This window comes from Herbaspirillum sp. NPDC101397, assembly GCF_044767325.1.
Classification (GTDB): Bacteria; Pseudomonadota; Gammaproteobacteria; order Burkholderiales; family Burkholderiaceae_D; genus Herbaspirillum.
Map to the genome: position 1 here is coordinate 791,008 of NZ_JBIWNS010000001.1, position 16,059 is coordinate 807,066.

The 16,059-nt window shown below is 59.6% G+C and carries 14 protein-coding genes; 4 read left to right on the top strand and 10 right to left on the bottom strand.

Annotation, left to right across the window (positions count from 1 at the left end; all coding sequences use genetic code 11):
* Positions 1-7: 7 nt before the first annotated feature.
* The 3 genes from ACIROW_RS03490 to ACIROW_RS03500 form a co-directional block, all read right to left on the bottom strand.
* The gene (locus ACIROW_RS03490; RefSeq protein WP_402271919.1) at positions 8-2,212 is read right to left on the bottom strand and encodes an OsmC domain/YcaO domain-containing protein; all 2,205 of its coding nucleotides are present in this window, start codon (positions 2,210-2,212) and stop codon (positions 8-10) included.
* A gap of 282 nt (positions 2,213-2,494) precedes the next feature.
* On the bottom strand, positions 2,495-3,493 hold the full coding sequence (locus tag ACIROW_RS03495; RefSeq protein ID WP_402271921.1) for an MBL fold metallo-hydrolase: 999 nt from the start codon (positions 3,491-3,493) through the stop codon (positions 2,495-2,497).
* 51 nt (positions 3,494-3,544) lie between these two features.
* Positions 3,545-4,186 carry an HD domain-containing protein gene (locus tag ACIROW_RS03500; protein WP_402271923.1) on the bottom strand — a complete coding sequence of 214 codons (642 nt, stop codon included), beginning with the start codon at positions 4,184-4,186 and terminating at the stop codon, positions 3,545-3,547.
* 304 nt (positions 4,187-4,490) lie between these two features.
* On the opposite strand from ACIROW_RS03500, the gene ACIROW_RS03505 reads away from it, so the two are divergent.
* Positions 4,491-5,492: a GlxA family transcriptional regulator gene (locus ACIROW_RS03505; RefSeq protein WP_402272476.1), complete on the top strand. Its 1,002-nt coding sequence runs from the start codon at positions 4,491-4,493 to the stop codon at positions 5,490-5,492.
* Between the two features lie 153 nt (positions 5,493-5,645).
* Here the strand turns inward: ACIROW_RS03505 and guaA are convergent, their stop codons facing one another.
* From guaA to ACIROW_RS03525, 4 genes are all read right to left on the bottom strand, one after another.
* Entirely contained in the window at positions 5,646-7,226 is a 1,581-nt protein-coding gene (gene guaA / locus ACIROW_RS03510) for a glutamine-hydrolyzing GMP synthase (protein WP_402271925.1), read from the bottom strand.
* A 106-nt stretch (positions 7,227-7,332) separates the two neighbouring features.
* Positions 7,333-8,793: an IMP dehydrogenase gene (guaB, locus tag ACIROW_RS03515; RefSeq protein WP_016835451.1), complete on the bottom strand. Its 1,461-nt coding sequence runs from the start codon at positions 8,791-8,793 to the stop codon at positions 7,333-7,335.
* A 119-nt stretch (positions 8,794-8,912) separates the two neighbouring features.
* The gene (locus ACIROW_RS03520) at positions 8,913-9,203 is read right to left on the bottom strand and encodes an RnfH family protein (RefSeq protein WP_402271927.1); all 291 of its coding nucleotides are present in this window, start codon (positions 9,201-9,203) and stop codon (positions 8,913-8,915) included.
* Positions 9,196-9,627 (bottom strand): type II toxin-antitoxin system RatA family toxin, encoded by a 432-nt coding sequence (locus ACIROW_RS03525; RefSeq protein ID WP_116432539.1) that lies wholly within the window; start codon positions 9,625-9,627, stop codon positions 9,196-9,198. The genes ACIROW_RS03520 and ACIROW_RS03525 overlap by 8 nt, the downstream gene beginning before the upstream one ends.
* Positions 9,628-9,695: 68 nt before the next feature.
* Between ACIROW_RS03525 and smpB the strand changes: the two genes are divergently transcribed.
* Positions 9,696-10,145 (top strand): SsrA-binding protein SmpB, encoded by a 450-nt coding sequence (smpB, locus tag ACIROW_RS03530; RefSeq protein ID WP_016835449.1) that lies wholly within the window; start codon positions 9,696-9,698, stop codon positions 10,143-10,145.
* A 42-nt stretch (positions 10,146-10,187) separates the two neighbouring features.
* Here smpB and ACIROW_RS03535 read toward each other — a convergent pair whose 3' ends face one another.
* Positions 10,188-11,774 carry a tetratricopeptide repeat protein gene (locus ACIROW_RS03535; protein ID WP_402271930.1) on the bottom strand — a complete coding sequence of 529 codons (1,587 nt, stop codon included), beginning with the start codon at positions 11,772-11,774 and terminating at the stop codon, positions 10,188-10,190.
* Positions 11,775-12,174: 400 nt separating this feature from the next.
* Between ACIROW_RS03535 and ACIROW_RS03540 the strand changes: the two genes are divergently transcribed.
* Positions 12,175-12,864 carry a response regulator transcription factor gene (locus ACIROW_RS03540; RefSeq protein WP_402271933.1) on the top strand — a complete coding sequence of 230 codons (690 nt, stop codon included), beginning with the start codon at positions 12,175-12,177 and terminating at the stop codon, positions 12,862-12,864.
* Between the two features lie 2 nt (positions 12,865-12,866).
* Complete coding sequence (locus tag ACIROW_RS03545; protein ID WP_402271935.1) at positions 12,867-14,297, top strand: ATP-binding protein; 1,431 nt, start codon at positions 12,867-12,869, stop codon at positions 14,295-14,297.
* 55 nt (positions 14,298-14,352) lie between these two features.
* Here ACIROW_RS03545 and ACIROW_RS03550 read toward each other — a convergent pair whose 3' ends face one another.
* Together ACIROW_RS03550 and ACIROW_RS03555 are read right to left on the bottom strand one after the other, a co-directional pair.
* On the bottom strand, positions 14,353-15,171 hold the full coding sequence (locus tag ACIROW_RS03550; protein WP_402271937.1) for an ABC transporter permease: 819 nt from the start codon (positions 15,169-15,171) through the stop codon (positions 14,353-14,355).
* The gene (locus tag ACIROW_RS03555; protein WP_116432535.1) at positions 15,161-16,057 is read right to left on the bottom strand and encodes an ABC transporter permease; all 897 of its coding nucleotides are present in this window, start codon (positions 16,055-16,057) and stop codon (positions 15,161-15,163) included. The genes ACIROW_RS03550 and ACIROW_RS03555 overlap by 11 nt, the downstream gene beginning before the upstream one ends.
* Between the last annotated feature and the right edge of the window lie 2 nt (positions 16,058-16,059).

The window sequence follows — 16,059 nt, forward strand, 5'->3', positions numbered from 1 at the left end:
CGCAATCCTAGCTATTTGCAGCAGCCGCATTGGCGCGCGCCTTGTGCAGTTTCTTGTAGCTGTCGATCAGGCGATGATGCCGGTCGAGGCCTTCGAGTTTCATGCTGGTCGGCGTCAAGCCGAAGAAACGCACGCTGCCGTCCACCGAACCCATGACCGCGTCCATGCGGGCGTCGCCGAACATGCGGCGGAAGTTGACCACGTAGTCGTCCAGTTCCAGATCGTCATCCAGCATGACCTCCAGCACCACCTTCAGCGCCTGGTAAAACAAGCCGCGCTCGACCGTGTTGTCGTTGTACTGCAAGAAAGCCCCGACCAGATCCTGCGCGTCCTCGAATTGCTGCAAGGCGAGTTGGATCAGCAGCTTCAATTCGAGCACCGTCAGTTGCCCCCAGACCGTGTTCTCGTCGAATTCAATGCCGATCAGGGTGGCGATATCGGAGTATTCATCGAGCTCGCTGTTTTCCAGACGCTCAAGCAGTGCTTCCAGGGCGGCATCATTCAGACGATGCAGGTTCAGCACATCGGCGCGGAACAACAGCGCCTTGTTGGTGTTGTCCCAGATCAGATCCTCGACCGGATACACCTCGGAATAACCGGGCACCAGGATTCGGCAGGCGATGGCGCCCAACTGGTCATACACCGCCACGTAAGCCTCTTTACCCATGTCTTTGAGAATACCGAACAAGGTCGCGGCTTCCTCGGCGTTGGAATTTTCACCCTTGCCGGTAAAGTCCCATTCGACAAATTCGACATTCGCTTTGGCACTGAAAAAGCGCCACGACACGATGCCGCTGGAATCGATGAAGTGTTCGACAAAGTTGTTCGGCTCGGTCACCGCGTTGCTCTCGAAGGTCGGCGGCGGCAAATCGTTCAGGCCTTCAAAGCTGCGACCTTGCAGCAACTCCGTCAGGCTGCGTTCCAACGCGACTTCAAAGCTCGGATGCGCACCGAAGGAGGCGAAGACGCCGCCCGTGCGCGGATTCATCAGCGTGACGCACATCACCGGATAGGTCCCGCCCAGCGACGCATCCTTCACCAGCACCGGAAAGCCCTGCTCTTCCAGACCCTTGATGCCCGCCAGGATGCCGGGATATTTCGCCAGCACTTCCTGAGGCACGTCAGGCAACGTGATTTCGCCTTCCAGGATCTCGCGCTTGACAGCGCGTTCGAAAATTTCGGACAGACATTGCACCTGTGCTTCGGCCAGCGTATTGCCGGCGCTCATGCCGTTGCTGACGAACAGGTTTTCGATCAGGTTGGACGGGAAATACACCGTCTCGCCGTCCGACTGCCGCACATAGGGCAGCGAACAGATGCCGCGCTTTACGTTGCCGGAGTTGGTGTCGATCAGATGCGAACCACGCAGCTCGCCATCGGGGTTGTAGATTTCCAGAGAGTACGCATCCAGGATTTCTTTCGGCAGCGCATCCTTGCGGCCGGGCTTGAACCAGCGCTCGTTCGGATAGTGGACAAATTCCGCCTCGGCGATGTCTTCACCCCAGAATGAACCTGCGTAAAAATGGTTGTTGTTGAGCCGCTCGATGTATTCACCCAGGGCCGACGCCAGCGCGCTTTCCTTGGTCGCGCCCTTGCCGTTGGTGAAACACATCGGCGAATGCGCATCGCGAATGTGCAGCGACCATACGTTGGGGATGATATTGCGCCACGAAGCGATTTCAATCTTGATGCCCAGGTCCGCGAGGATGCCGGACATGTTGGCGATGGTCTGCTCCAGCGGCAGATCCTTGCCCAGGATAAAGGTACTGGCATCGGCAGCCGGCTTCAGGGTCAGCAAGGATTGCGCGTCGGCGTCCAGGCTTTCCACCTCTTCGATGATGAAGTCGGGGCCTTCCTGCACCACCTTCTTCACCGTACAGCGCTCGATGGAACGCAGGATGCCGCGGCGATCGGTTTCCTCCATATCCGCCGGCAACTCCACCTGGATCTTGAAGATCTGCTTGTACCGGTTTTCCGGATCGACAATATTGTTTTGCGACAGGCGGATATTCTCGGTGGAGATGTTGCGCGTGTTGCAGTACAACTTCACGAAGTAAGCGGCGCACAAAGCTGACGACGCCAGGAAGTAATCGAAAGGTCCGGGCGCCGAGCCGTCGCCCTTGTAGCGGATGGGCTGGTCGGCGATGACCGTGAAGTCATCGAACTTGGCTTCGAGACGCAGCTTGTCGAGGAAGTTGACTTTAATTTCCATGGGGGAATTCCAAAATGGTGCTGAAAAGATGTGGCCGCTATTATCCGTCATCCTTGACCACCCCGGTGCCGAGGACGCATCTGCGGGGGAAATAAGTCCGCGGGGGCTTCCCCGGCTCAGGCCGGCTATCGAGCCCAAGCTTCGCAGCATAAGACAGCTGCAGTATCAGGTACCTTATTCTGTACGCTCTTTTCAGCTGACCAAATGAAACAAGGGCGCCATCTTTACCGTTTCAAGTCAGCAGGCATTGTTACGGCGCTCTCCCGGCTCGTCTTCAATTTTTCATCGCAGGCCGGCGTAGACCATCCTGGTAAATTGATCGCCGTTGAATACGAAATTTCCCCATTTCGCGTCGAAGGCAGCGGTCGGCTTGGCGGCAATTATTTCATCGAGCGATTTTCCTTGTTGTTTCAACGCCGCTACGTTGTTGCGTACCGTGACCAGCATGTCGCTGAACTCGATCAGCTGTTTGCGAGTGCCTACTGCGCCGTGGCCAGGAATAACGATGGTGTGGTCCGTCGTGCGTGCGACGGCCTGGTTGGCCCACTTGATCGCTCCATCGATGCTGCCGCCGTCTTCATTGTCGATATAGGGATAGTTGCCGTTCCAGAAAGTGTCTCCCAACGCTAGTACATCTGCGTTCTTGAAATAGACCCACAGATCGCCATCGGTGTGGCCGTCGCCGAAATTTTCAACTTCAACTTGGCTTCCAGCGAAGGTAAATGTTTTCTTCTTGTCGACCAGCAGTGTTGGACGCGCCGATGTCGGCACCGGATCGAAGGTCCAGTTCCAGGCATTCACGTGTGTGGTTTCGGTCAAATGCTTCGAGGTATTTTTGTGAGCAATTATGGTGGCGCCAGCCGCATGCATCCATGCATTGCCATCCGTATGGTCCCAATGCCAGTGCGTGTTGACCACAAACTTTACTGGCGCGGGACTGAGGTTATTGAGGGCAGCCTGTAGTTTTTCCTGCGATTTGCTAATACCCGCGTCAACCAGGAACTTGCCGTCTTTTCCCGAGAGGACGGTGATATTGCCGCCGGAACCCTGTATTACGCTGATGTTTCCTCGCAAGGATTCCACGACCAGATCCGAATCGGCGCGCTTCAGATATCTGGCGCCTGCGCCGGTGTGAAAATAGTCATCCGGCGTCGTTTGAGCGAGCTCGCTCTCGGGAGCAGCAAAGACCATCGTGGAGGCCAGCAGCATTGCCGATGCAATCGAAATTGACCGTAAGTGAGATTTTTTGGCGCCTTTGCCAAATTTGATGAATGTATTCATTTTGCTTTCCTTTAATGAGAGAAGAAGAACCGTGGCAATGTGCACGCCGTTCTAACCCCGCCAACTGGCGAGGATGATGCTGCACAGGTCCGCCCGCTGAAACTCAGGATCATTGAATGCGAGAAAATCGTCATTGAACGTGCCGAAGGTGCTACCGGGCCGATGCTTCAGACCTTGATAAAAAGTTTCGATGACTTGATGCCCGAAATCGTGACCGCGGGGGCAGGCGGCAATCACTGCACCGCGCTCTTCATCCGAGAAGTCTGCCTGGTGACGGCCCGTCATATCCATTCCGGCGCCAGCCTGCACCAGGCAGATTTCGGGGTGCATATGTTCGGGAATGCCAGGCGTCGTATGCAGCGCGATCGCAAGCCAGACTTTCTCGATGTCGCTTTCGGCAATTCCATGGCCTTGCAGAAATTCGCGCGCCGCGTTCGCGCCATCGACCTCGAAGCGGAGCTGGCTCCCGTGGTAATGGGGCGTGATGCCGATGTCGTGGAACATGGCGGCGGCGTAAAGTAGTTCCGGATCGAATTTCAAATCCTTGCGCTGCCCCAGCAAGGCGCCCCAAAAATAAACGCGCCTGGAATGCTGGAACAGCAGATCGGTTTCGGTGTCGCGAACGTGTTGGGTTATTTCCCGGGCGATTCGACTGTCCGGTATCTTCACGCCGGAAATCTCGGCATTGTTCATCCTGTCCCCTTAGCCAGCCAAAAGCTGCAGATCTCACCGTCCTCCGGCACCAACACGCGTTGGAGATTCAGGTTTTTTTCGTTGAAAGTGACGACGGCGTTTGCGTTAGCGGCCAGCAGCACAGTGCAGGCGACGGCCGGCAAGATGTGCAAGCGGCTTGAGGTGTGCATAGGTATCCTTTTTTGTATTGATCGGCGTGCAGGCCGGGATGCTGGCTGAGTTTGCTTCCCCACCACAGCCATTGTCGATCCATCCCGCGGTCAGGACTAGCGGCCTGAAAGCCAATGTTCGATATAATTGGGCCATGCGAAAAAAAGCTTTTTTATCCGATCGCTTGAAAATTGCCATCATTGCTTTCGACGGCATCATTCCATTTCACTTATCGGTGCCATGCCTGGTTTTTGGCGGCAATGCGCGCGACCCTGTGGTGTCGGCGTTTGAAGTGGTGGTTTGTACAACTGACAAGACGCCGCTACGCACCACGGCCGGCTTTATGATCGACACGCCGTTCGACCTTGCCGCTCTGGACTCGGCCGACCTGGTGATCATGCCATCCTGGCATGACGACTGTCGCGAGGCGCCGCCTGCTTTGCTGGAAGCGCTTCAGCGGGCGCATCGCCGAGGCGCCAGAGTCGTGGGTTTGTGCGTTGGGGCGTTTCCGCTGGCCCAGGCTGGTCTTCTGGACGGCAAAACCGCCACGACCCACTGGGAGTGTGTCGACACAATGGCCAAACGATATCCCAAGGTAAAAGTGGATCCGGATGTGCTGTATGTCGACGAAGGCGATGTCCTTACCTCGGCAGGCGTCGCCGCAGGCATCGATTGCTGCTTGCATCTGTTACGCCAGATTTCTGGTCCAGATGCCGCAAATCGTCGCGCCAAAAGACTACTGGTCGCTCCGCATCGGCAGGGAGGGCAAGCGCAGTTTATCGAACGTCCCTTGCCGGTGACGAGCAGCGACGGCCGCCTTTCCCAGGTTCTCGAATGGGTGACGGCACATATGGAGCAAGTCCACACCATTGAATCGCTCGCGAAGCGCGCAGCGATGAGCCGGCGCAACTTCACACGCCATTTTCGCGATGCGACCGGCACGTCGTTTAAGCAATGGATATTGAGCCAGCGGTTGGTACATGCCCAGCATCTGCTTGAAAGCAGCGCGGCATCGATTGAAGTCGTTGCCCAGCAGGCTGGGTTTGGGACCGGGCTGTCCATGCGGCAGCACTTCCAGTCATCCTTTCGCCTTTCACCCTCGGCCTACCGCAAGCAATTCCGCTCGAATTCCAAGCCGCGTGTCGCGCCGGACTAGTCATCAAATGTTCTGCATGCTCACGGTGTAGCCCGGTGATCTTCGAGTCACCTCGACGAAGGCAACATGCCATGAAAAATGCCATTGATGATGTGGTCACGACCATCAATGGCATTCATTTAGCACAGTAGAATCAACGCGTCAGGAAGCCGATCACTCCCACTCAATCGTCGCAGGCGGCTTGCCCGAGATGTCATAGACCACGCGGTTGATGCCGCGCACTTCGTTGATGATGCGATTGGACACATGGCCCAGCAACTCGTGCGGCAGATGCGCCCAGTGTGCAGTCATGAAGTCCTGGGTCTGCACGGCGCGCAGCGCCACCACGTATTCGTAGGTGCGGCCGTCGCCCATCACGCCCACCGATTTCACCGGCAGGAACACGGCGAAGGCCTGGCTGGTCTTTTCGTACCAGCTCTGGCCGTCGGCATCCTTGGTGTTGCGCAGTTCTTCGATGAAGATCGCATCGGCGCGGCGCAGCAGGTCGGCGAATTCCTTCTTCACTTCGCCGAGGATGCGCACGCCCAGGCCCGGTCCTGGGAATGGATGACGATATACCATCTCGTGCGGCAGGCCGAGGGCCACGCCCAGTTCGCGCACTTCGTCCTTGAACAGTTCGCGCAGCGGCTCCAGCAGCTTCAGGTTCAGCGTCTCCGGCAGGCCGCCGACGTTGTGGTGGCTCTTGATGGTGTGCGCGCCCTTCTTGCCCTTGCCGGCGCTTTCAATGACGTCCGGATAGATCGTACCTTGCGCCAGCCATTTGGCGTTCTTCAGCTTGCCGGATTCGGCCTGGAACACTTCGACGAATTCGCGGCCGATGATCTTGCGCTTGGCTTCCGGATCGGTCACGCCGGCCAGGTGGCCCATGAACTGATCCGTCGCGTCGACGTGGATGACTTTGACGCCCAGGTTCTTGCCGAACATCTCCATGACCATCTTGCCTTCGTCGAGGCGCAGCAGGCCGTGGTCGACGAACACACAGGTCAGCTGGTCGCCGATGGCGCGATGGATCAGCGCAGCGGCAACGCTGCTGTCGACGCCGCCGGACAGGCCCAGGATGACTTCGTCGGTACCGACTTGCTGGCGGATCGATGCGACCGCTTCAGCGATGTAGTCGGGCATGTTCCAGTCCGATTTGCAGCCGCAGATGTCATGCACGAAACGGCCCAGCAAAGCCTTGCCTTGCAGCGTATGCGTGACTTCCGGATGGAATTGCACGGCATAGAAGCGGCGGTCTTCGTCGGCCATGCCGGCCACCGGACAGTTGCCGGTCGAGGCCATCAGCTTGAAGCCGTGCGGCATTTCGTTGACCTTGTCGCCGTGGCTCATCCAGACCTTCAGCATGCCGTGGCCGTCGGCCGTGGTGAAGTCGGCGATGTCTTTCAACAGCGCGGTGTGGCCATGCGCGCGCACTTCGGCGTAACCGAATTCGCGCAGCGTGCCGTTTTCCACCTTGCCGCCGAGCTGCTCGGCCATGGTTTGCATGCCGTAGCAGATGCCAAGCACCGGCACACCCAACTCAAACACCGCGAACGGCGCGCGCGGCGTATCGCCTTCGGTCACGCTGTTCGGGCCGCCCGACAGGATCACGCCGGAGGCGCCGTAGTTACGGACGAATTCGTCGCTCACGTCGTGGGGAAAAACTTCGGAAAACACGCCGGCTTCGCGCACGCGGCGAGCGATCAGCTGAGTGACCTGGGAACCGAAATCGATGATCAGAATTTTTGAGTGCATGGCTGTGATGGTAGGCAAGTTTGAAATTATTTCAGCGGCAAAAATAAGTCAAAAGGCCGCGGCCAAAACTAAGTGGCGCGGCCTTTTGTCACTATCGTCACCTTGCTTAGTCGGCGCGGTAGTTAGGAGCTTCCTTGGTGATCTGCACATCGTGGACATGCGACTCGCGCATACCCGCCGAGGTGATCTCGACGAACTCGGCTTTTTCGCGGAATTCATCGATGGTGGCGCAACCGCAATAACCCATCGAGGAACGCACGCCGCCGACCAATTGATACAGAATCGCCAGCACGCTGCCCTTGTAGGCGACGCGGCCTTCGATACCTTCCGGCACCAGTTTTTCCGCGTTGTTTTCGCCGTCCTGGAAATAGCGGTCAGCCGAACCGTCGGTCATGGCGCCGACGCTACCCATGCCGCGATACGACTTGTAGCTGCGGCCCTGGAACAGGATCACTTCGCCCGGCGCTTCTTCCGTGCCGGCGAACATGCTGCCCATCATGACCGTGGAGGCGCCTGCCGCCAATGCCTTGGAAACATCACCCGAGAAGCGGATGCCGCCGTCGGCGATGACCGGCACGCCTGTGCCTTCGAGTGCCTTTGCAACGTTGGCGATGGCCGAGATCTGCGGCACGCCGACGCCGGCAACGATACGGGTGGTGCAGATCGAGCCTGGGCCGATGCCGACCTTGACCGCATCCGCGCCGTGTTCGACCAGCGCCTTGGCTGCTGCGCCGGTAGCGATGTTGCCGCCGATCACATCAACGTGCGGGTAACGGGTCTTGACCCATTTGACGCGGTTCAGCACGCCGGCGGAGTGGCCGTGGGCGGTATCGACCACCAGCACGTCAACGCCTGCGGCAACCAGCAATTCAATGCGTTCGTCATTGTCAGGACCGACGCCGACGGCAGCGCCGACGCGCAGCTTGCCTTGGTCGTCCTTGCTGGCGAACGGGTGAGCTGTGGATTTCTGAATGTCTTTGACGGTAATCAGGCCGCGCAGCTCGAAGTTGTCGTTGATCACCATCACGCGCTCGAGGCGGTGCTTGTTCATCAGGCGCTTGGCTTCTTCCAGGCCGGCGCCGTCCTTGACGTAGACCAGCTTGTCGCGCGGCGTCATCTTGGCGCGCACTTCGGCGTCGAGGTCTTCTTCAAAACGCAGGTCGCGGTTGGTGATCACACCGACCAGGGCGCTGCCCTCGACAACCGGGAAACCGCTGATGCCGTGCAATTCCGACAGCGCGATGACTTCGCGGATCTTCATGGTGGGCGGGATCGTGATCGGATCGCGCACCACGCCGGACTCAAAACGCTTGACCTTGGAAACTTCGCGCGCCTGCTCCTTCGGCGTGAGATTCTTGTGGACAATACCGATGCCGCCCTCTTGTGCGATGGCAATCGCCAGGCGCGCTTCAGTCACGGTGTCCATTGCCGCGGAGATAAGCGGAATGTTCAGGCGAATGTTGCGTGTCAGACGCGTGGCAAGGGAAGTATCTTTGGGGAGGATGTCCGAATAAGCCGGGACGAGGAGCACGTCATCGAATGTGAGTGCTTTTTGGAGAAGACGCATAGCATTTCCTATAGGCGCAAAAGCGAATTATACAGAAAACTTTTGCACGCGTCTCGCCGACCTTGATTTTTCCGTGAAATGTGCAGCTTATTTGCTGCATGCCTTGCCGCAACGATGTCTCAGCCCTTCTTCGCCACCCGGCGGCGGCGTGAATCCATGGGGTCGGCGATCAGCGGACGGTAGATCTCAATCCGGTCCTGGTCGCGCAGCACCGTCTCAAGCGTTTTGAGCTTGCCGTAGATGCCCACGCGGCAAACCGTCAGGTCGATTGCTGTACACTCGCGCATTACCCCGCTTTGCATGATGGCCTGCTGCACGGTGGCGCCGGCGTCGACACGCACCGGCTTGCGGACCTGCAAGTCCGGCGCGGCATAGCAGATCTCGACTTGCAATTGCGCCGTTTCAGCCATATATCTGTTCTGCACGCTTGCAGAAAGAATCGACGAAACTGTTGGCGATCATGCTGAACACCGGCCCGATCACCGATTCCAGGATGCGGCTCGAGAATTCGTACTGCATGTCGAATTCGATCTTGCAGGCATCCTCGCGCAGCGCCTTGAAGTTCCAGCGCGCTTCGAAATGCTTGAACGGACCTTCCACCAGATGCATGGTCATGCTGCTCGGCGGCGTGTTGGTGTTTTCAGTGGTGAAGGATTGCTTGAGGCCGTGATAGTTGATCTTGAGCTTGGCCTTGAGCTTGTCGCCCTGGCGTTCTTCAACGTCAACGCCGCCGCACCACGGCAGGAATTCAGGATAGTCTTCGACACGGTCGACCAGCTTGAACATCTGCTCGGCGCTGTAATTGATCAGGACTGTTTTATGTACGACTGCCATGAAAGGTGGTCCGTTTGATAAAATCGCAAAGTTGAAATTTTAACCGAGACCACGGATTTTCCGACCAGATGAGTATTGTTGATAATAAAAAAGCATTTTTCGATTACTTCGTCGAGGAGCGCTTCGAAGCCGGAATCGTCCTGGAAGGCTGGGAAGTCAAGGCTATCCGCGCCGGCAAGGCGCAGATCAAGGAAGCCTACGTGACGATCCGCAACGGCGAGATCTTTTTGTTCGGCGCGCACATCAGCGCCCTGACCAGCACCTCCACGCACGTCCATCCTGAAACCACCCGCACCCGCAAGCTGCTGCTCAATGCATCCGAAATTGACAAGCTGATCGGCAAGGTGGAACGCTCCGGTTATACGTTGATGCCCCTGAACCTGCATTTCAGTAAAGGCCGCATCAAATGCGAAATCGGCCTGGCCAAGGGCAAGAAGCAGCACGACAAGCGCGAGACCGAGAAGCAACGCGACAGCCAGCGTGAAATCCAGGCTGCCATGAAAACCCACCGCCGTTAAAAAAACCCTGCAGCCGCGCAAGGATCCCTGCGCGGCGATTCCTTACCTGTCCGCCGCCAGCCGCAGACACTCCGTCACCTCTTCCACCACGCCCGACCAGTCGCCGCGATGTTGCTGGCGGAATACTTTCACCGTCGGATACCAGCGCGAGCTGCCGGTCTGCCAGCCCCAGCGCCATTCGCTTTCATAACGCAGCAGCAGCCAGGACGGCTTGCCCAGCGCACCCGCCAGATGGATCACCGCCGTATCCGCGCTGATCACCAGATCCAGATTATCGATCAGCGCCGCCGTCTCGGCCATGTCCGTCATGGCCGCCTCCAGCCGGTGCATGCGCCCCCACTGCGCCAGCTCAGCGAGATCGCCGGCGGGAATCTGCTGCTGCAAACTCACCAGTTCCACGTCGATCTCCGTCAACGGGCGCAGATGACTCAAGGGGATATCGCGCGTGTAATTGAGTTCGCCGTGCTGCCGTCCGGCCCAGGCCAGGCCGACGCGCAGCCGCGGCGATGCCGACCCGAGCACGGCCGACCACTGCTGTTTGAGTTCGACGTCGGCATGCAGATATGGCACCGCTGCCGGAATCGTCGCCAGCGTCCAGCTCAGCGCCAGCGGCAAGCTCATCAACGGGCAATGGAAATCGTGCGGCGTCAGCGCCTTGTCGTTGCTGACCAGCGTGACATTGGGCAAGGAGGTCAGTGAGGCCAGCAGCCGGCGCAAGGTCTCCGGCACGCACACCGTCACCTGCGCCGCCATGTCCGCGACCAAGGGGATGTAGCGCGCGAACTGGATCGTGTCGCCCAGTCCCTGCTCGGCCCACAACAGGATGCTGCGCCCCGCCAGCGATTGCTCACCCAGCCAGGCCGGCTCATGCGGGAACAGGCCCTGGTCGCGCAGCTGCGACGTCCGCCAGCGCGCTTCGTGATGCTGCCAGCCGCCGGCGAAGTCGCCCTGCAACAGCAGGCAATGACTCTGCGCCATCTCCGCTTCGGGGAAATTCGGCTGCAAGGTGAGCGCCTGCTCGTAGCACCACAGCGCCTGGTTGATGCAATTCATTTTTTGCAGCACGTTGCCGCGATTGAAAATCGCCGCGGCGTCGACCGCCGATTGCGCCAGGATGCGGTCGTAACACAGCACAGCTTCTTCGTGGCGGTTCAGATGCAACAGCACATTGCCGCACTGATTCAGCGCCTGCTGGTGCGTGGGCGCGTACTCCAATGCCCGGTCCAGGCTGGCCAGCGCTTCATCGAACCGTCCAAGCCGCTCCAATAGGGCCGCCTGCTCGCACAGCAGAGCGGCCTCCTGCGGCCGCTCCTCCAGCATGATCTGGCAGAGATCCAGCGCCAGGATCATGGCGCGATGGCGCGATTGCGACGCCTCCTCCAGAGTCGGAAAGCGCTGCAGGCAATCATCATAGGCTGCAATCGCTTCGCCATAACGCTCCTGCGCCATCAACAGATCGGCGCGGCGCATCAGCGCCGGCACGAAAGCAGGATCGAGCGTGATGGCCTGTCCGATCAGGTTGAGCGCATCATCCGGCCGCCCCTCGAGGTCGGCGGTGATGCTCTGCGTCAACAAGGTCATCAGTTCCTGCAGGTGGCCCGGGTCTTGCAAAAGCTTTTCATGCAACATGGTTCAAGTCCGTCTCATCGATGTCGCGCACATTATCTCTCCAGGCGACGCGGCCTGTTCTTTACCGTCATTTGCACCCGGCAACAAAAAGCGTGAAGGTGTTGGCGGCATGTATCAACAAGGCCGCAGTATCGGCCATAGCCCCACGCAAAGGCCTACGTTCCCGTGTAAAACCGGGTAAATTTCAGCTCCACCGTGTTCCTGCAAGGCGCCGACCGGCCATGCATTTTCAAAAGGGCAATTTCTCCCGCTCATCCAGTATTTACGTCCGGCAAATGCAGGGTAAAAGATTGTAAAGATGCCGACACCAATCGTTACCGCAGTACCGTGCGGCGGTCTTTTGCGCATATGATTGCGCAATCCGAAGCACCGCAAATCAAAGAAAGTGAAACAAGCGACGATGTCCAAAGTATTGCTGATAGACGACGACATTGAACTCGTTGACATGCTCAAGGAATATCTCGAGCAGGAAAAATTCGAAGTACGCGTCGCCTACGACGGCGAAAGCGGCGTCGTCGAGGCCCTCACAGGCCAGTATGCCATCGTCGTCCTCGACGTCATGATGCCACGCCTGAACGGCCTGGAAACCCTGCGCCGTATCCGCGCCAAGAGCAATCTTCCGGTGCTCATGCTGACCGCCAAGGGCGACGACACCGACCGCATCATCGGCCTCGAACTGGGTGCCGACGATTACGTTCCCAAGCCGTGCACGCCGCGCGAACTGACGGCGCGCGTGCGCGCCATCCTGCGCCGCACCGTGATCGACAACCCCGATCACAGCCCCTACTCGCCGCTGGCCGTGGGCGCGCTGTCGATGTGGCCCGAGCAACGCCGCGCCACCTGGTCCGGCCGTCCCCTGGAACTGACCAGCAGCGAATTCAACCTGCTTGAAGTGCTGGCCCGCAACGCCGGCAAACCGGTCAGCAAGCAGCATCTTTCGGAACAAGGCCTGGGCCGTCCGCTGGCGCGCTTCGATCGCAACATCGACGTCCACCTGAGCAGCATCCGCCAGAAAATCGCCACGCTCGGCAGCGACAAATCCTGCATCCAGACTGTTTACCGCCTGGGATATCAGTTCATCAAGGAATAGCGGTGGGACGGCTGTTCTGGAAGTTCTTCTTCTTCATCATGGTGGCGCAGCTGACGGCGACGATCGGCGTCGGCATCATGTTTTCTCTGGAGAACCGCGAGCGCGACCGACGCACCAGCGACCTCGACCAGAGCCCTCCGGCGGCCTTCATGATCCGTTCCGCCGCCGCCACGCTGCAATACGGCGGCACCGAAGCATTGCGCAAACTGGTGCTCAACGCCGAACGCCATCACGTCTACGCCGTCGATGAACAACAACGCGAACTGCTCGGCCGCGAAGTTCATCCGCGCCTGATCGAAGAAGCGCGCACCCTGCTCGGCACCGAAAATCACGAAACGCGTCGCCGCGTGGTCGAGGAAGTCAAAGCCGCTGACGGCCACACCTACCTGCTGTTCCTGCCCTCGCCCGTCAATCCGGAATTCGGCGGACCGCTGCCGCACGAAGAACGCGGACCGCGCCGCATGCAACCGCCGCCGCCGTTCTTTTTCCCGATGATGCCGATGCTGGTGGCGACCGTTGCCAGCCTGTTTTTCGCGATGCTGCTGGCCTGGTATTTTTCGCAACCGATCCGTCTGCTCAAATCGGCCTTCGCGCGGGCCTCGTCCGGCAATCTGAATGAACGCCTGGCGCCGCAGATGGGCAAGCGCAATGACGAACTGTCCGATCTCGGTCGCGATTTCGACGGCATGACCGACAAGCTGCGCGCCTTGATGGACAGCCAGCGCCGCTTGCTGCACGACGTCTCGCATGAACTGCGCTCGCCGATCGCGCGCCTGCAAGCCTCGATCGGACTGGCGCGCCTGCAACCGGAAAAAACCGCCGCTACGCTGGAGCGCATCGAACGCGAAGGCGTGCGCATGGACAAGCTGGTGGGAGAACTGCTCACCCTGTCGCGGCTGGAAGCAGGCGTCACCGGCGCCATGGAAGACCACATCCGCATGGAAGACCTGTTGACCGAAATCATTGACGACGCCCGCTTCGAGGCGGAAGCGATAGACCGCCACATCGAGGGCGTAGTCCGCTGCGACGTCGTGATCAAGGGCGGCGCCGAGCTGCTCTACCGCGCGATCGAAAACGTCGTTCGCAACGCCATCAAGCAAACCGCCGTCGACACCACGGTCGCCATCAATACCCAGGTCGACAAGGACAGGCAGTCGATGCTGGTGTCGGTCATCGACCATGGCCCCGGTGTGCCGGAAGAAGAATTGCAGCTGATCTTCGAGCCATTCTTCCGCAGCAGCCGCACGCAGAAAAACAGCAACGGCTACGGCCTCGGCCTGACCATCGCGCGCCGCATCATCGAGGCGCACGGCGGCCGCATCTGCGCGTTCAACCGCGTCGACGGCGGACTATGCGTGGATATCGTCCTGCCGTATGACGCCATCGAAAGCGCATCTGAAATACCCCCGACATCATCCGGCGACGAGGCATAAAAAAAGCACCTGAAGATTTTCTTCAGGTGCTTTTTTTACTACAGACGCTGGCTTGCTACATCGCCTTCGTCAGCCCGATGGTCCGTTCGATCAGCACCAGCGCCAGCACAGCCAGCACGATGAAGATCGCCGATACCGCATTGACCACCGGATCAAAAGTCTGGTCAATGTAGGTGAAGATGCGCACCGGCATCGTGACGGTGCCCGGTGCGGTCAGGAACAGGCTGACCGACACTTCGCCGAACGAAGTCACTGCCGCAAACACCGCGCCGGCGACGATGCCCGGCTTGATCAGCGGCAAGGTCACATGTCGGAAGGTGTAGGCCGGCGTCGCACCAAGACTCATTGACGCCGTCTCCAGCCGGCGGTCCGTGCTGGCCAGGCTCACGCTCACTGTGCGCACGGCGTACGGCAGCGCCACCAGGATGTGGCCGATCGTCAGTCCCGTCAGCGAACCCGACAAGCCCATCCCGGTCAGCACGTACAGCAAGGCGATGCCCAGCACCACCTGCGGAATGATCAGCGGCGACAGCACGAACGCCTGCAGCACGTCGCGTCCGCGGAACTGCAGCCGCGCCAGCGCATAAGCCGCCGTGGTGCCGAGCAAGGTCGTCAGCGGCGTCACCACCAGCAACAGCCAGGCGCTCACCTGCAAGGCCTTGAGCCAGGCGCGATTGTCGAAGAAGGCCTGGAACCAGCGCAGCGACACCGAGTCCGGTGGAAACTGCGGATACGCACCGGGACTGAAAGCCGACAGGAAAATCACCAGTACCGGCAGGATCAGGAACAGGTACACCAGCCCGCCCGCCGCCCTGCCGAGCCAACGCCATCCGATGGAAGAAACCGGCGCCGTGAAATCGCGATCAGTGGCCATAGACGCGCCGCTCCCAACGTTTTTGAACGTAGCTCATCAGCCCTGCAATCGCCGCCGTCACCACCAACAGCGTGAGCGACAACGCCGCCGCCAGCGGCAGGTTGGCGATCTGCAAGGCCTGCTGGTAAATCCCGATCGGCAGCAGCGGCTGCAAACGTCCGCCGATCAGCAAGGGCGTCACGTAGCTGCCGGCCGCCAGCGCGAACACGATGATGGCGCCGCTCATCATGCCGGGAATCGTCAGCGGCAACACCACGTGCAGGAAAGTGTGACGCGCGCCCGCGCCCAGGCTTTGCGATGCGCGCGGCAAGGCGGCGGGAATCTCGCCCAGCGACGTCGCCAGCGGCAACACCGCGAACGGCAGCATCACCTGCACGTAGGCAACGATGACCGCCTTCATGTTCCACAGCAACGCCAGCGGTGCGTCGATCAGACCGAGACGACGCAGCACATCGTTGATCAGACCGTTTTGCGCCAACAGCACGATCCACGCAAACGTGCGGATGACCACGCTGGTCAGCAACGGTGAGATCAGGATCACGTACAGCACGGTGCGCCAGGCGCGGCTGCGGGTGCTCACCAGTAGCCATGCCGCAGGATACGCCAGCAGCACGCACAGCACCGCCGTCAGCGCCGCCACCCAAAGCGTGGTGCCGAGGGCACGGATATATCCGGCCGAAGTGAAGGCCTCGATGTAGTGAGAAAAACTGTAGGTCGGCAGCACCATGAGCATGCCGTCGACGTCGTGCAGGCTGAGCACGATCAGCAGGATGCCCGGCACCACGAGGAACGCTGCCAGGAACAGCATGCCCGGCGCCAGCAGCAGCCAGGAGAACAAGGAGTTGCCGGAAGTGGAGACACGGCTCAAGGGCAAGCTTATATTCATAT

Excerpts from the sequence above, each read along its gene's own strand:
- ACIROW_RS03505 (WP_402272476.1), top strand. The coding sequence starts at position 4,491 with ATGCGAAAAAAAGCTTTTTTATCCGATCGCTTGAAAATTGCCATCATT.
- ACIROW_RS03520 (WP_402271927.1), bottom strand. The coding sequence starts at position 9,203 with ATGGCTGAAACGGCGCAATTGCAAGTCGAGATCTGCTATGCCGCGCCG.
- smpB (WP_016835449.1), top strand. The coding sequence starts at position 9,696 with ATGAGTATTGTTGATAATAAAAAAGCATTTTTCGATTACTTCGTCGAG.
- ACIROW_RS03490 (WP_402271919.1), bottom strand. The coding sequence starts at position 2,212 with ATGGAAATTAAAGTCAACTTCCTCGACAAGCTGCGTCTCGAAGCCAAG.
- guaA (WP_402271925.1), bottom strand. The coding sequence starts at position 7,226 with ATGCACTCAAAAATTCTGATCATCGATTTCGGTTCCCAGGTCACTCAG.
- ACIROW_RS03525 (WP_116432539.1), bottom strand. The coding sequence starts at position 9,627 with ATGGCAGTCGTACATAAAACAGTCCTGATCAATTACAGCGCCGAGCAG.
- ACIROW_RS03555 (WP_116432535.1), bottom strand. The coding sequence starts at position 16,057 with ATGAATATAAGCTTGCCCTTGAGCCGTGTCTCCACTTCCGGCAACTCC.
- guaB (WP_016835451.1), bottom strand. The coding sequence starts at position 8,793 with ATGCGTCTTCTCCAAAAAGCACTCACATTCGATGACGTGCTCCTCGTC.
- ACIROW_RS03535 (WP_402271930.1), bottom strand. The coding sequence starts at position 11,774 with ATGTTGCATGAAAAGCTTTTGCAAGACCCGGGCCACCTGCAGGAACTG.
- ACIROW_RS03540 (WP_402271933.1), top strand. The coding sequence starts at position 12,175 with ATGTCCAAAGTATTGCTGATAGACGACGACATTGAACTCGTTGACATG.
- ACIROW_RS03495 (WP_402271921.1), bottom strand. The coding sequence starts at position 3,493 with ATGAATACATTCATCAAATTTGGCAAAGGCGCCAAAAAATCTCACTTA.
- ACIROW_RS03500 (WP_402271923.1), bottom strand. The coding sequence starts at position 4,186 with ATGAACAATGCCGAGATTTCCGGCGTGAAGATACCGGACAGTCGAATC.
- ACIROW_RS03550 (WP_402271937.1), bottom strand. The coding sequence starts at position 15,171 with ATGGCCACTGATCGCGATTTCACGGCGCCGGTTTCTTCCATCGGATGG.